This is a genomic window from Rhabdobacter roseus, from assembly GCF_014202275.1.
In the GTDB taxonomy this organism is placed as follows: Bacteria; Bacteroidota; Bacteroidia; order Cytophagales; family Spirosomataceae; genus Rhabdobacter; species Rhabdobacter roseus.
Map to the genome: position 1 here is coordinate 1 of NZ_JACHGF010000011.1, position 15,862 is coordinate 15,862.

Annotated in this window: 13 protein-coding genes; all 13 read left to right on the plus strand. The window is 41.1% G+C overall.

Annotation, left to right across the window (positions count from 1 at the left end; translation table 11 throughout):
• The first annotated feature begins 318 nt into the window (after positions 1 to 318).
• The 13 genes from HNQ92_RS23600 (at position 319) to HNQ92_RS23660 (ending at position 15,783) form a co-directional block, all read left to right on the plus strand.
• Positions 319 to 1,317: a mannose-1-phosphate guanylyltransferase gene (locus HNQ92_RS23600; RefSeq protein ID WP_184178064.1), complete on the plus strand. Its 999-nt coding sequence runs from the start codon at positions 319 to 321 to the stop codon at positions 1,315 to 1,317.
• A gap of 52 nt (positions 1,318 to 1,369) precedes the next feature.
• The gene (gene fcl / locus HNQ92_RS23605; RefSeq protein ID WP_184178065.1) at positions 1,370 to 2,311 is read left to right on the plus strand and encodes a GDP-L-fucose synthase; all 942 of its coding nucleotides are present in this window, start codon (positions 1,370 to 1,372) and stop codon (positions 2,309 to 2,311) included.
• 305 nt (positions 2,312 to 2,616) lie between these two features.
• Positions 2,617 to 2,919: a GIY-YIG nuclease family protein gene (locus HNQ92_RS23610; RefSeq protein ID WP_184178066.1), complete on the plus strand. Its 303-nt coding sequence runs from the start codon at positions 2,617 to 2,619 to the stop codon at positions 2,917 to 2,919.
• A 479-nt stretch (positions 2,920 to 3,398) separates the two neighbouring features.
• Entirely contained in the window at positions 3,399 to 4,541 is a 1,143-nt protein-coding gene (gmd, locus tag HNQ92_RS23615; RefSeq protein ID WP_184178067.1) for a GDP-mannose 4,6-dehydratase, read from the plus strand.
• 44 nt (positions 4,542 to 4,585) lie between these two features.
• Complete coding sequence (locus HNQ92_RS23620) at positions 4,586 to 5,608, plus strand: NAD-dependent epimerase/dehydratase family protein (RefSeq protein ID WP_184178068.1); 1,023 nt, start codon at positions 4,586 to 4,588, stop codon at positions 5,606 to 5,608.
• 26 nt (positions 5,609 to 5,634) lie between these two features.
• Positions 5,635 to 6,936, plus strand: coding sequence for a lipid II flippase MurJ (locus tag HNQ92_RS23625; RefSeq protein ID WP_184178071.1), 1,302 nt, complete (start codon positions 5,635 to 5,637; stop codon positions 6,934 to 6,936).
• A gap of 24 nt (positions 6,937 to 6,960) precedes the next feature.
• Positions 6,961 to 8,019, plus strand: a complete 1,059-nt coding sequence (locus tag HNQ92_RS23630; RefSeq protein WP_184178073.1) for a glycosyltransferase — start codon at positions 6,961 to 6,963, stop codon at positions 8,017 to 8,019.
• Positions 7,991 to 9,196 (plus strand): O-antigen ligase family protein, encoded by a 1,206-nt coding sequence (locus tag HNQ92_RS23635; protein ID WP_184178075.1) that lies wholly within the window; start codon positions 7,991 to 7,993, stop codon positions 9,194 to 9,196. Before HNQ92_RS23630 ends, HNQ92_RS23635 begins: the two co-directional genes overlap by 29 nt.
• 7 nt (positions 9,197 to 9,203) lie before the next feature.
• Positions 9,204 to 10,298 (plus strand): glycosyltransferase family 4 protein, encoded by a 1,095-nt coding sequence (locus tag HNQ92_RS23640; protein ID WP_184178077.1) that lies wholly within the window; start codon positions 9,204 to 9,206, stop codon positions 10,296 to 10,298.
• Between the two features lie 24 nt (positions 10,299 to 10,322).
• Positions 10,323 to 10,874, plus strand: coding sequence for an acyltransferase (locus HNQ92_RS23645; RefSeq protein WP_184178079.1), 552 nt, complete (start codon positions 10,323 to 10,325; stop codon positions 10,872 to 10,874).
• 61 nt (positions 10,875 to 10,935) lie between these two features.
• Entirely contained in the window at positions 10,936 to 11,703 is a 768-nt protein-coding gene (locus tag HNQ92_RS23650; protein ID WP_184178080.1) for a WecB/TagA/CpsF family glycosyltransferase, read from the plus strand.
• 1,460 nt (positions 11,704 to 13,163) lie between these two features.
• On the plus strand, positions 13,164 to 14,540 hold the full coding sequence (locus tag HNQ92_RS23655; protein WP_184178082.1) for a sugar transferase: 1,377 nt from the start codon (positions 13,164 to 13,166) through the stop codon (positions 14,538 to 14,540).
• Positions 14,541 to 14,748: 208 nt separating this feature from the next.
• A complete protein-coding gene (locus HNQ92_RS23660; RefSeq protein WP_184178084.1) occupies positions 14,749 to 15,783 on the plus strand; it encodes a hypothetical protein in 1,035 nt (344 codons plus the stop codon).
• Positions 15,784 to 15,862 lie beyond the last annotated feature (79 nt).

Here is a 15,862-nt window from a genome sequence, read left to right on the forward strand (position 1 = left end):
GATTTTGCGAAGATGGGCAAGTTGTTGAAGAACAAGGTGATCTTCGACGGGCGGAACCTCTACGAGCTGGATCAGATCAGGGAGCAGGGCTTTACCTACTTCTCCATCGGGCGTGAGGGAGTGAATATACCGGAGGTAGCTCTGTAGCCCGGGCGTCCCGCCGGGTTTTACCTCACCGCGCGGCGGACCGTTCCTTGCCCCTCTCCTTGATAGGAGAGGGGAGTCTGAATAATAGTTATGGGCCTTGTTACAAGCGCAGGATAACATAAAAGTAAGCTCAGGGAAAAGCGTAGTTTAAAATTATAAACCCACACATCCATGCTAGTCAACGTCATACTTTCGGGGGGAGTGGGGAGCCGGTTGTGGCCCGTGTCGCGGAAATCCCAGCCCAAGCAGTACCTGCCGCTTTTTGGGGGCCAATCGCTCTTTCAGCTGACGGTAGAGCGCAACCGCAACGTGGCGGACCATACGCTGGTGGTAGGCAGCAAGGACAACTACCTCCTCTCCCGCGCCGACCTGGCCCGCGTGGGGAAGCCATCCTATACCGACATTGTGGAGGCCGCCCCGCGCAACACCGCCGCGGCCATTGCCTTTGCCGCCCTGGCCGTAGCGCCGGATGACCTCCTGCTCGTTACTCCCTCCGACCATATTATTACCAATACTGCCGCTTACGAGCAGGCCGTTCGGCAAGCCGCTCAGCTCGCCGAACAGGGATACCTTGTTACCTTTGGCCTGGTCCCTTCCCGGCCCGAGACGGGCTATGGTTATTTGGAGTGCGACGGAAACGAAGTACGGGCCTTCCGCGAGAAGCCCGACGCCGCCACGGCTTTACTCTTTTGCGAAAGCGGGCGCTTCCTTTGGAATAGCGGCATGTTTTGCTTTCGGGCAGGCACCTACCTGAATGAACTTCAACGCCACGAGCCCACCATTTACGAGGCTTCCCACCACGCTTGGGAGGCTCGCACCGACTCTTTTTTGCCCGAAGCGGAGACTGCCCGCATCCCCTCCCAAAGCATCGACTACGCCGTCATGGAGCGCTGCGATAAAATTAAGGTGGTACCCGCCGACCTGGGCTGGTCCGACCTGGGCTCCTTCGAGTCCCTCTGGGAGTACCTGCACGCGCAGGGACAGCAGCACCACTTTGTTCAGAACAACCTGGTGATCGGTGCCACCCGGCACGTCGAGTTCCTCGGTCTGGACGACATCATTCTCGTCGAAACGCCCGACGCCATCCTGGTCATGGCCAAGAACAGCGCCCAGGATGTAAAGAAAATCTATGAACGTCTGGAAAAAGAAAAACCCGAACTAGTTCAATAACCCCCCCCGGCCCCCTCTCCTCGAAGGAGAGGGGGCCGGGGGGTGAGGTATTATGAAAGCAAACGACAAGATATACGTAGCTGGGCACCGGGGTATGGTGGGCTCGGCCCTCGTGCGGGCCTTGGAAAAGCGGGGCTTTACCAACCTCCTGACCCGCACATCCTCGGAACTGGACCTGCGGAATCAGCAGGCGGTAGCGGACTTCTTTGCCACCGAGCGGCCCGACTACGTGTTTCTGGCGGCCGCCAAGGTGGGGGGCATTCTGGCTAATAATACCTTTCGGGCCGAGTTTCTGTACGACAACCTGATGATCGAAAGCAATATCATTCATCAGGCATACCGGCACGACGTTACCAAATTGCAATTTCTGGGTTCGTCCTGCATCTACCCCAAGCTGGCTCCCCAGCCCCTCCGGGAGGAGTACCTGCTTACGGGAACACTGGAAGCGACCAACGAACCCTACGCCATTGCGAAGATTACCGGCATCAAGCTCTGCGAGGCCTACCGCGACCAGTACGACTGCAACTTCATCAGCGTTATGCCGACCAACCTGTACGGCTACGGCGACAACTACGACCTGCAGAATTCCCACGTGTTGCCTGCCCTGATCCGCAAGTTTCACGAGGCCAAAGTACAGGACAAACCGTTCGTAGAAGCCTGGGGCACGGGGAGTCCCAAGCGAGAATTCCTGTTTGCCGACGACCTGGCCGATGCCTGCCTTTACCTCATGGAACACTACAACGGCCGCGAGCTCGTCAACATCGGTACGGGTGAGGACCTCTCCATCCGGGAGCTCACGGAGCTGGTGGCCCAAACGGTTGGCTACGACGGCGAAATCCGCTGGGATACCTCCAAGCCCGACGGTACTCCCCGCAAGCTCATGGACGTTTCCAAGCTCCACGGTACCGGCTGGCGGCACACCATCGAGCTCCCCGAAGGCATCCGCCTGGCCTACGAAGACTTTTTACTAAACCAGGAAGTGTATGTAGCATAAATAACGCCCCACGTCCTTGTCATCCCGACGAACGGAGGGAACTGAGGGCCGAGACAAAGAAGAAGCATACTGCTAAAGATCCTTCGACAAGCTCAGGATGACAAAAAGAAGGCCAAGTCCTTGTCATCCCGACGAACGGAGGGAACTGGAGGCCGAGACAAAGAAGAAGCATACTGCTAAAGATCCTTCGACAAGCTCAGGATGACAAAAAGAAGACCGAGTCCCTGTCATCCCGAGGCATCGACCGGGCCGCCGGAGCGCCGCTACGAGGAACTGAAGGCCGAGAACCAACACACACACACTACATGAAAGACCACGCCTACTACGTGTACATCACCACCAATCCCGCGCGGACGGTGCTGTACACAGGCATGACGAATGATTTGGTTAGACGCCTGGCCGAGCATTACGACGCGCGTGGAAAAGCCGAGCACTTCGCTGGGAAGTACTTTTGCTATCAGCTGGTGTATTGGGAGTTTCACCCATACGTGAACCACGCCATCGAGCGGGAGAAGCAGATCAAGGGCTGGCGAAGGGAAAAGAAGGAGGCACTCATCCGGGACTTCAATCCCAAGTGGCGGTTTCTGAACGAGGAAATAAAAGGGTAGTGCTTTGACAAGTCTGCCATCCCTACGTAAGGACGAATACGCCGGGAACGGAAGACCGAATCTGTCATCCCGAGGCATCGACCGGGCTGCCGGAGCAGGGAACTGAAATGAAGCGTACTGCAAAAGATCCTTCGACAAGCTCAGGATGACAAAAAAGTCGGGATGACAAAACAAGCTTTTGTCATCCCGACGAACGGAGAAAACCGAAGGCCGAGTCCTTGTCATCCAGAGCTTGACGAGGGAACTGAAGGCCGAGACTAAGAAGAAGCATCCTGCTAAGGATCCCCGTAGCGACGGCCCGGTCCTACCTCAAGATGACAAAAGAGCAGCGATAACAAAAAGAAGAAACAAAACATAATAGTACTAAACCAATAAACACCATAAAGTACAGAAGTATTTGTGTAACCCTATTTTATGTCTCGAATAAAATCCTCATTTTTAACTAGACTTTACAGTACAATACAGATTATCAAAATATTATGGGAAACAAAGTTGCCTTAATTACCGGTATTACTGGCCAAGACGGAGCCTATTTAAGCGAACTATTACTAAGCAAAGGCTATACGGTACATGGTATTAAACGAAGAAGCTCTTTATTTAATACCGACCGCATCGACCACCTTTACGAAGACCCGCACGTCAAAAATCCCCGTTTTATTTTGCACTACGGCGACCTCACCGACTCCATGAACCTCACCCGGATCATTCAGGAGGTACAGCCCGATGAAATCTATAATCTCGCCGCCATGAGCCACGTGAAGGTGAGCTTCGACGAGCCTGAATACACCGCTAATGCCGACGGCATCGGAACGCTGCGTATCCTAGAGGCCGTGCGGCTACTGGGCTTGAGTCAAAAAACCCGCATCTACCAGGCATCTACCTCCGAGCTCTATGGGCTAGTGCAGGCGGTGCCGCAGTCCGAAGCCACCCCCTTTTACCCCCGCTCGCCCTACGCCGTAGCCAAGCTATATGCCTACTGGATTACCGTCAACTACCGCGAAGCCTACAATATGTACGCCTGTAATGGCATTCTTTTTAACCACGAGTCCCCGCTGCGGGGCGAAACCTTCGTAACGCGCAAAATTACCCGCGCCGCTGCCAAAATCGTGTTGGGGCTACAGGACTGCTTATACATGGGCAACATCGACGCCGAGCGCGATTGGGGGCACGCCAAAGATTATGTGGAAGCCATGTATCTAATTTTGCAGCAGGAAATTCCAGAAGACTTCGTCATTGCCACTGGCGTAACCACCCGCGTGCGAGAATTTATCCGCCAAACTTTTACTTGGTTAGGCGTAACGTTGACCTTCAGTGGCAGTGCCGAAGCCGAAACGGGCATCGTAGAAGCCATCAACAACGCCCGCTTCGCCGAATTAGGCTTAAATCCCGACAAGCTAACCGTAGGGACTACCATTTTACGCATTGACCCGCGATACTACCGCCCCACTGAGGTAGAACTCCTCATCGGCGACCCTACAAAATCTCTGACTAAACTCGGATGGAAACCAAAGTACACCCTTGAAGCCCTAATTGCCGATATGGCCGCCGCGGACCTTCGTCTATTTCAGAAGGATCAACTTCTGTTAGAAGAAGGATTTGGAATTATGAACTATTTTGAATAGAAAATAAAATCAGATATTAATCAATTACCTTATCCTCTGAAGTTATGAAAGTATTGGTAACTGGAAGTGCTGGATTTATTGGGTTTCACACCGTAAATGAATTAGTAGAACAAGGCTTTGAAGTAGTAGGTCTCGATAATATTAATGATTACTACTCCCCGCAGTTAAAGTATGCACGACTTCAGGAAGCAGGGATAGAGCAGGAATTCATCAAATGGTACAAGCCAGTGCAAAGTATAAAGAATCCGGCTTATAAATTCGTGCGAATGAATTTGGAAGACAAACAGCAACTGTTTAGTCTTTTCCACGAAGAGAAATTTGATTACGTAATAAATTTAGCGGCACAAGCAGGAGTTAGATACTCCATTGAGAATCCAGATGTATATGTACAATCAAATATCATAGGGTATCACTATATACTAGAAGCTTGCAGGAACTTTCCTCCAAAACATTTAGTTCACGCTTCCTCTTCATCAGTGTATGGTGCTAATGCGAAAATACCTTTTTCAGAAGAAGACAAAGTAGACTCGCCTGTTAGTTTATATGCAGCTACAAAAAAAAGTAATGAATTAATGTCTCACACCTACAGCCATTTGTATAAAATCCCAATTACTTGTTTAAGATTCTTCACAGTATATGGACCCTGGGGTAGACCTGATATGGCTCCAATGCTTTTTGCAAAAGCTATAATAAATAATAAGCCTATTAAAATATTCAATAATGGGGATATGGAACGAGATTTCACATATGTAGGGGATATAGTAAACGGCTTAATAAAAACAGTTTTATCAGAAATCAACAACTCAGGCTTATATAGAGTTGTTAATATTGGCAATGGATCTCCTATAAACTTACTGGATTTTATACATAAATTAGAAAAATGCATAGGCCAGGAATCAATTAAAACTTATATGCCTATGCAACCAGGAGATGTGCCTAAAACATGGGCGAGTCAAGAAAAATTAATGAGGATAACAGATTATAAACCAAATGTGTCATTAGAAAAAGGGATTGAAAACTTTGTAAGCTGGTTCAAATACTACTTCCAAAAGGAGGCAGTGATATAAAGTACGTATGAAAATAGCAAAAAATTATGTTAAATATCGACATAAAGAAGATATTTAAAAGTCAAATTTTACAGAAAACATTGAAATTATCAATAATTTCAATGTTTTCTAATTTTTTTGGGTTTTTAATACCTCTATATATAGCTTATGAATATAAGATCTCAGAAGAAACTGACAATTTCTTTCTAAGTTATAGTATAATACTATTTATTGGAACAATATTTTCAGGTGCAGTTAGATCAGCCTCAATTCCATTTTTAAAAGAGCAAATTAGTAATAAAAGTAATTTCAGCCAATTGGTCTATTCGCTTACATACTATATAATTAAATATGTAAGCTTACTTTGTGTACTTATTTTGGTAATACTATATGTATTTATTCAAATATATTCAAACACTCTTTATTGGTATTTATTTTTGAGCGTGCCAATAATTCTTTTTAGTGTAGTAAATTCATTCTTTTATGGCGTTTTAAACTCAATTGATCAATATAATGTAGCCGAGTTATCTCCATTATCAAGAGCAATTATAATTTTCTTTACAATATTTGTATTCAGCAAAGAACTAGGAATGATAGCCGTTATAATAGGTTATAATTTAGGGGAAATGGCAAAATTTTTACATCTATTATTCATAATTAAAGTGCGAAATAGAATAAATTCCAATTATAAGCTGATAGAGCTCTCAAAGCTGAAGACATTAATTAAGCAAGGGTTATACCAAATATTATCCTCTACAATAGCAGGTGCAACTCCATTAATTGATCGTATTGTTGCTTCATTTTTGATCATTGGCTCTATCTCTATGCTTGACTATGGTGATAAAGTGTTTATGGTATTTCATGCTGTACTAAATTCTTTTTTGGTATTAATACTATCCAAATGGTCAAAAGATGTAATTGAAAGGCAATTTAGTATTACAAAACTGAATAAAGCAATGCTATATATATTCATTATAGGAAATGCATTATTTGGAGCAGTTATTGTTTTTGGATATGATATTATAAACCTATTATATCCTAAGATAGGGGAAAATAGTAAAGAAACAATTACGATAATATTGATTGCAAATACAGCGGGGTTCATTTTTAATTCAGTCACTCAAGTTATCAATAGAGCGAGTATAGCTATAAAATCCACAAAAATCATGTTGAAGTCTTCTTTAATTAAAGGTATTATAAATATAATTCTTGATATAATCTTCATACAGATTTGGGGTGTGATTGGAATAGCCTTTGCGACTATAGGAGTTCATTTTACCGGGCTTATAGTAAATTATTATTTATTTAAGAGAGAATACAAGCTTAAATATAATATTGAAAAATATTAGGTTGAATATATAATTAATTTGCTAATGAGAATAGGCTTATTTTTACAAGATTTAAAAAGTGGCGGAGCTGAAAAAATAATGGTAGGTTTCGCAAACTACTTAGTGGAAAATTCCAACGATGAGGTTTATTTAATATTAGTAAGAGAGGAAGGACCTTATATCAAATTGGTTTCTCAAAAGGTAAATATAATATATTTAAACAAATCAAAAACTTTATACTCCTTCCTTTCTCTATATCAAGCTATAAAAAAATTAAAGATAGATTATCTATATTCAACTCTTGTCAATGCAAATATTTTAGCTTTAATTGTAGGAAAAACTAGTGGTACAAAGGTAATAATTCGTGAAGCTAATAATTTTAAAGAATTAATAAAGAATGAGAAAAGATTTCTTATTAAAATAGCTTATTTATTAACAAATTATCTTTATAAATTCGCATATAAAGGAATTGCAATTTCAGAATCAGTTAAAAAAGATTTACTAACTTATACTAATATCAATAAGTTATCAATACATGTAATATATAATCCAATTATTACCATTGATACTTTAAAAGTAAATTTAGATAATTCTATTTTTCATATTGGATTAGTATCAAGGCTAACTACACAGAAAAATATTGAAACTATATGTAAAATATTGAACCAAATTTTAGTTAAAAACTATAAAATCTGCTTTCATTTTTTTGGTGAAGGTGATACCTCTTCGATAGATAATATTAGGAGAAAATATAATGCTTCGGATAAGATAGTTATGCATGGATTTAACTTATCTTATTACTCTTATATTAAAAAGATGGATCTATTTATTCATATTCCTTTATGGGAAGGGCTAGGAAATAGTGTATTAGAAGTATACAATTCCGGTTTGCCAATGATACTCAGTGATGTTAATTCAGGGTTTTCGGAGTTGATAAAGAAAGACAGCCCAAATATTCACTATGTGCAACCGCTAGATGATTCAGAAATATTGAATATTATTGAATTATACTACAAAGGTGAAAATAGAAAGGTAGAAAATAGAAAAAAAATCAATTTATCAGAAAAAAACACATATGCAAGATATAGATCACTTGCCTATTAATACGGTTTTAGATAAGCCTAGAAATAGTTCTAAAATCATTACCTTTGTTAATATAGCAATAGTAGTTATCTTTCTATTATTAATAAGTAATGCTTTAATATTTCCGTTAATATTTAGTTATAATATAGCAGCAATTGACAATTCACCTCTTGTTAAGATTATAAAATATTTGCCTTTTTTATTATTCATTTTTTTTAACCCATATATACTATTTAAAATAAGAATAAAATCACATATTGATAAAGTTATCATACTGATATTTCTTTTTTATCTAATTTCGTCAACATGGTCTCCTGCTCCTTTAAGCACTTTGATAAATAGCTTTCAATTTGGTATATTCATCTTATTCTGTTATTACCTGACTAGAATACGCCACTTTGAATTATTAAGGTCTATTAGGTTTTATTTAATTATTATTGTTATTTTTTCTTATGTATTCTACTATTTATTGCCTGAGTTTGGAAGGATGCACGGTTTTCATGAAGGATTAGCAAGAGGAGTTTTTATGCAAAAAAATAATTTAGGATCAGTACTTGTAGCTTTACTACCTACTACCTTAACAAATTATAAAAAACAAAGAAGCTACCTTCTAACTTCTTTGGCATTGGGTCTTATATATATTTCAGGTTCTACTACTTCAACACTTGTAGCAATTCTATTAATTGCTTCAAGCTTAATAATTGGTAAATTTAATAATAAGAGTATTATAATCTTTCTACTGCTTTTATTTTTAGGGCTTGCATATATATATCTTGTATACTTTTCTCAAATTTTACTATATTTTGGAAAGTCACAAGATCTGACTGGCAGGATTACATTATGGGAAAACATCAGTGAAGCAATTTCAAAAAAACCAATCCTTGGATATGGTTACTGGGGATTCTGGAATAGCTCTATTAAAATGAATACCTTTGCGGAGATGGAATGGGTAACTGGCAAATCACATAATGCATTTTTAGATGTGCTATTATCAGGTGGTATATCGTTATTAATTATATTCATTTTGTTAATCCTAATTTCATTTAAAAATATTTTATCAATAACTCAGCTAGATAAAAGGAATTTTAGCATATTAACTTTTTTAGCTGTTTTAGCATTATCTTTTACTGAGATTGGGCTTTTAGAACACAATAGTATTTTTTTCTTCATGCTGTACTTGATAAATAAAATTGACTAATATTAATATGAAAATTTTAATTATAGGGCAGCTCCCCCCGCCTTACACGGGTCAAAGCTTACAAATTGAAAAAATATTAAATATTTTAAAAAAGAATTCTTTTAACTTTAAGTTTATACAGCTTGACTTTAGTGAAAAAACAAGCGAGATTGGTCGTTTTGATATTTCGAAGGTTCTCAAGTTAGTTCTTATATTTTGCAAAATCTGCTATAATTTACTTTTATATAGGCCTGATTATATATATTATCCGCCAGCAGGCCCAAATTTCATTCCAATGATTAGGGATTTTATTTTGCTTTTCCCTATTAGATTATTTAAATTTAAAATAATTTTTAGATTTCATGCCGGTGGCATACATAAATTATATAGTAGTCTGAATCCAATTTTAAAATACTTCTATAAATTCTCTTATTATCATGCAGATTATTCTCTTTGTATGAGTGAAGCAGGTAAAATTGATCCTATATTTTTGAAGTCAAAAGAGATTATAATTATTACTAACGGGGTTAAAGATAATTTTCAGCATATCGAGAACATTAAAATAGATTTTAACGTACTATTTGTCGGTATATGTAGTGAGGATAAAGGGATTTTAGATTTTGTCGAAGTTATAAAAGCTGCCAACAGGATTAATTCTAAAATAAAAGGCGTTATTATAGGTGATATTATTGATCAAAATATTAATAGGATAATTCACGATGGTATCAATGAGGGTTTTATAAAATATGAAGGTGTGAAAGTGGGAGAGGAAAAAAGAAAAGTATTTCAAAGAGCCAACGTATTGCTATTTCCTACTTTTTATAAATCTGAAAATTTTCCAACTGTTGTGCTTGAGGCCTTTTCATACGCTCTTCCAGTTGTATCAACTAAATGGAGAGGGGTTGTTGATCAAGTGAATGATAGTAATGGATATATACATGATGTTCACGATATAACTGGTATGACAAAATCAATTTTAACTCTTGAGAATAATAAAGATTTATATGAAATTATGTCAAGGAATGCTAGATTAGATTATTTAAATAAATATACTCTTCAAGCTTATGAAAAAAATTTCTACGACTTTTTTCGTAAGCTTGAAAAAAATATTTTAATTGTATAAATAGTAAACTTAGCATTCATTGATATGAAAAGGTTGTCATTTTTAAATATATATATTAAGCTAGTTAAGTCAACTCTCCTATTTTTAAAAAAATATAATACTTATGCTAGGTTTTGTGGCGTCCAGATAGGTAATAATTGCCGTATATATATAAAAGATTTTGGAACAGAACCCTTCTTAATTACTATTGGCAATAAGGTAACTATTGCCTCGGGCGTTCGATTGATAACACATGACGGTAGCACTTGGCTATTCAACGATGTTAAAGGTAGAAGGTACCACTATAGAAGAATTTCTATTGGAGACAATGTATTTATTGGTATGAACTCTATTATATTACCTGGTGTTAAAATCGAGAATAATGTTATTGTTGGCGCCGGCTCTGTAGTGACAAAATCTATTCCTTCAGGTTTTGTTGTAGGCGGTAATCCAGCTAAAATTATTATGAAATACCAAGATTATGAAGACAAAGTTATTTTAAATTATCCTTCAGAAGATTCTATGTTAAGTGTTAATTATAAGGAACGTGTTTTAAACTCCATGGATAATTCATTTAAGTCATTTATTACCATTTAATTAGTTTAATAGTCCTATTGCTATTTAATTCTATATATTTAAATTACCATATGCCTAATCAATGAAAAAATTATTTAGTTTTTTTCCAATGACTGTCGGTACTTACGATTCCTTTGTAAGTAAGGTTGTTGATCTAGGTATGAAAAAACGTTCTTCTTATGTTTGTGTGGCCAATGTCCATATGATGGGTGAAGCTAAAAAAGATCCCTCATATGCAAAAATCATAAATGAGGCTGATTTGGTCACACCTGACGGAATGCCTTTAGTTCTAGCTATGCGTTGGTTATATAATGTACCTCAAGAACGAGTAGCTGGTTGTGATCTCTTCCCTTCTCTTTTGAATGAAGCAGCCAAAAAAAATCTTAATGTTTTCTTTTTGGGGTCTACGCAAGATGTGCTCAATAAACTCGAGGATAAGTGTATTAGGAATATACCTAAGTTAAAAATAGCTGGCAAATACTCCCCACCTTTCCGGCAAGCTACAGAGGACGAGCAAAAAGCTTTAATTAAAATTATTAATGACTCTAATTCACATATTATTTTTGTTGCTCTTGGGTGTCCTAAGCAAGAAAAGTGGATGGCTTCAATGAAAGGGAAAATTCAGGGAGTAATGATAGGAGTTGGCAATGCCTTTCCAGTTTATGCAGGAATTGAAAAACTAGCCCCCCAATGGATGAGAAGGCTGAGCCTGGAATGGGTCTATCGCTTTGCACAAGACCCTCAACGATTATGGAAGCGTTATATAGTAAATAATAGTATGTTCATTTGGTGGTTTAGTATAGAATGGTTTCGCTTACGTTTAACATTTAAGAAAATAAAGTATTCCTAAATTTATATTGGCGCACTTATAATATAAAAGGTCAAGCATATGCATAATTTAAGGGGTACAAATTAACGCTAAGACCATTTCTTTTTTATCACTGGTTTGTTCTTTATTGATGTGTGAATAAGTTCGTAAATTACCTTTTAGATCTCTCCTACCTTAGGGCAAAGAAATGAGTTTCGCAGCATACAAGGCTTTACATACTAATTCACGGATCAATAACAAAAAATAACTCTTTGTACCTAGCTTTACTGATTAAATTAATATTTAGCTTTGGGCAACTAGTTCAGGTTTGACTGATAGGAGTAAAAAACTTTCTGAATCTAATTATTGTCTTTTACTAAAACCTCATAGTGAGTAGCTCCTGTGACCAAAGGCCTGCGCCAGCAATAATACCTATCTATACTTTAAAAAAACTTCATTCAAGACCTATATTGGATTGAGACGGTCTATAGGGATATTGAGCGTAGGCGAGAATTAGCCCATAATTGAGTCGAATGGAGCTCTCTAATATCAAGACGCAAAAGTAAATTGTTACACAGCTAAATGAGCTTAGAAATCAGTCATATATTCAAGTGCTTTGATGGATCGCTCATAGTGACTCGAGGATAGAGACCGTTAGGGTGTATCTTTACATCTGTGATGCTCAAATGAGGGCAGCCAAATCTGATTGGAAATCCGTGTACACCAAGGCTTTAACTTCTTCGAGGGCCCTCTGCCCAGCTAAGCTGTGAATATGTCCAAGCTAAGTTAACCAGTATTGTACCCCTCTACTCAACCTGCCTTTAGACGAAATCATGTACTTTAAACTAAACTTTTATAACTCTTTATAGACTTTTTAAAAAAATCGTTACTTACCACTTAAAAAAAAACTTCCTAGTATTGCCTTTTAAAAACTTTATATTATACTTGTAACTCCAAATAGCCTAAAGTGTCTTTAAACACTTTTCCATTATCTACACACGCTTTTCTTAAAGCCATTGAGTACCTATCACCCCTGCTTATTGCGTAGGTGGTCTTCTGTTTCAACACACACTTCTGATAGTACTACGCTTGCCCGTAAGTATACGCTTGGCTAATTGCATCCCTTTGTGCTTTTCTCAGCTTATGCTTACGGATAACCCCTCCAGCATGATAGATATTTCGGCTTTCATTTTCATGAAAAAGTACAATCTTTCATGAAAATAATTTTGATTTTGTAACCGATAATCAAAAAACAGTGATTAGTTATTGTTCATAGCGATTTTAGCTGTATACTTGTCGCCAGAGAGCCATTCGAACGAGAAACACTTGGCCACTCTTCGGATAGATAGTAGTTATTAACCATAAAGATGAGCTAACATCGAATCTTGAAATATTCTCTTTAAAGCCCTATACACATACTTGTCTTTACTCGGCCAGAAGGCTTGTATTTTTTTTGCCGTATATTAATTAATACATCACAACATCCCAAACCGAAGAAACGTATGAAGGGCTTATACCAACTTCGCCTGGCCCAGTTCTACCAATGGGTAGATGTGCTTCTCCTGAACGGCACTTTCATGAGCATGTACCTACTCAGGTTCATGCATAGCCTTCCTCATAACAGGGACCAGTACCTGATTATGATGCTGGCCGGTAATTTGCTTTGGCTCTTTATTGGTTCGGTATTAGGCACCTATCGAATCAAGCGACTGGACTACACCCTCATGAACCAAGTGGAGGCCTTTACGAAAGCGGCTTTGGTCCACGCCGGCACGCTGATGATGCTCCTGTACCTGGTGCAGTGGGGGGAGGATATCTCCAGGCTCTTTCTGCTGTCGGTATATCTGGGCTTCATGGCTACGTCATTAACCGTTCGGATCGCCTCGCTCTTTGTAATTCAGCAGTACCGTCGAGTCGGCTTTAACGCTTACCACTACGTAGTAGTGGGAGACGAAATGATGACCGAGCAACTGCGCCTGGTGTACGATCAACAGCCTGAATTGGGTTATCGTTGCTTAGGCACCTTTGAGATACGGCCGGAGCATTCGATACAGACGGAAGTAGATCGATTGGATGCATATCTACAACGGGAACAACCGGATTTTTTGTACTGCTGCCTTAATAATCTCAGCCCGCAACAGACCCAGGAGGTAATCCGACTGGCAGAGCGAAACAAGACGCAGATCCGACTGGTACCTGACTTCCGGGGCTTCCTGACGCACCAGGCCCGGATTGAGTACCATGGTGTATTCCCGCTCATTGAGGTATCGACTAAACCTTTCTCTAACGTGCAAGAAGAAAGCTTAAAACGGGTCTTTGACCTAACTTTCTCGGCGGTAGTAATGATCTTGGGTCTACCGATCTTCCTCCTGGTCATGCTAGCGGTAAAACTATCTTCACCGGGGCCTATCTTCTTTACTCAAGAACGCTCCGGTCGCTGGGGTAAAATCTTTAAGATTTATAAGTTCCGGACCATGTATGCCAACGCCGATAGCTTTGGGCTTCAGCATTCACAGGGAGATAAAGATCCGCGTATCACTCCGATCGGCTTGTTTCTAAGGCGCAGCCGCCTGGATGAATTGCCTCAGTTTTTTAATGTACTAAAAGGGGATATGTCGGTGGTAGGCCCTCGTCCGCTTCCTTACTATGATGTAGAAATGCTCATGAAGGAGGTACCTCACGATTTCCGTAGGCTGCTGACGGTTAAGCCAGGCATCACATCTATAGGACAGATCGAAGTAGGCTATGCCTCAAATCTGGCAGAAAATGTGAAACGTCTGCGCTGCGATATGCAATACCTAACTCAATATAGTCTTCGCCAGGATATAAGACTGATTCTGCTGACAGTACAGGTGATGATTTTGGGCCGAGGGAAGTAGTACGTGTCAGAGGCCATGGGTTTGAGAGCGTAGAGGGAAGACAGCTAAGAATTCTCGCTCCGGCCGACCTGGCGTAGTGACTGGTTCTACCTCAGGTTAACAAAAAAGGCATATGACAAATAACAATAGATAAGGCTTCGGCCGGGTATGTGTAAGTAAGTAATGTAAAATAAATTAAACCGAGTATTCAACTTTTCACCGAATCGCAATGAAAAAACGTACTATTTCACTCCTGGGCTACATACTGGCGTTGACGCTGGTGATGTATAACTGTAAGAAAAAAGAGGAGCCATTCCCCATCGCCCCTCCCCAAGAACTTATCAATGAGATGAACGCCATCTCGCTAGCCACTGTGACGCCTACGCAGCCCGCGGCCGTCACCACGACCCCGGCTACCTTCACGGCCTCGGCCAAAACAACCGAGCTAGCGGGGGCACTGGGTGGCATCGCAGCTTCGGGTACGGTACCCGCCAGCGTGCAGGCCTCGGCCGGCGAAGTAACGGCGGCCCTTTCTACGGCCGAAGTGAACAGCCTGGCGGCGGTAACACCGGCTACGATCTCGGCGGTAGCGGCGGGCGGGGCAGTCCCCGCTGAGCTGAAGGCAGTTTTGGACAAAGCGGCCGCCAACCCGGCGCTACAAGCCTACATGCCTGCCTTTACCCTACCGACCGTAAACGGAACCGCCGTAAACGGTGGCCGTGATGGCGTGAGCGAGGGCGTAGAGAAAACGGAGGGCCTGGAGGTGGAGGATGCCTGTATCGATGCCGCCAATGCCGCTTTTAACTCTAAAAAAACGCAGTTAGACACCCAGCGGGATCAGCAGCGGGCCACGGTTAATACCGCCTATACTAACGCAACCCAACCCTTAGCGGCAGAACAAACGGCCTGTACGGCGGGCGTGCCGGCCACTTACAACGCCTACCGCCAAAGCGGCCAAGCTCAGGCTACCCAGGCGCTGGCAGACATCGAAGCGGCCCAAACAACACTGGGGCCTTTATATCCCGTTCTGAAAGCGTTGGTAAACTTGCAATTGCTTGGCTACCTACAATCCGTGAATACCCTGCAGTCGGCCGCGGTAAATGCTTGTACCGCTACCACCACCGCCAAGACGGCCGCGGCGCAGGCCGCCCGGGACGCGGATTTGGCTACCATTACGGCTAATTACAATACGGCGCTGGCGGCTGCCGAGGCTAAAAGAACGGAACTAGTGGCCAGCTGCCACAACCAGGGCGGCGGAAACTAAGAAATAAGGTAGGTCACGGGGCATTAGATTCGTATAAAGAGAGCCCAGTCAATCGGCTTAATAATGGACAGATTCTTCG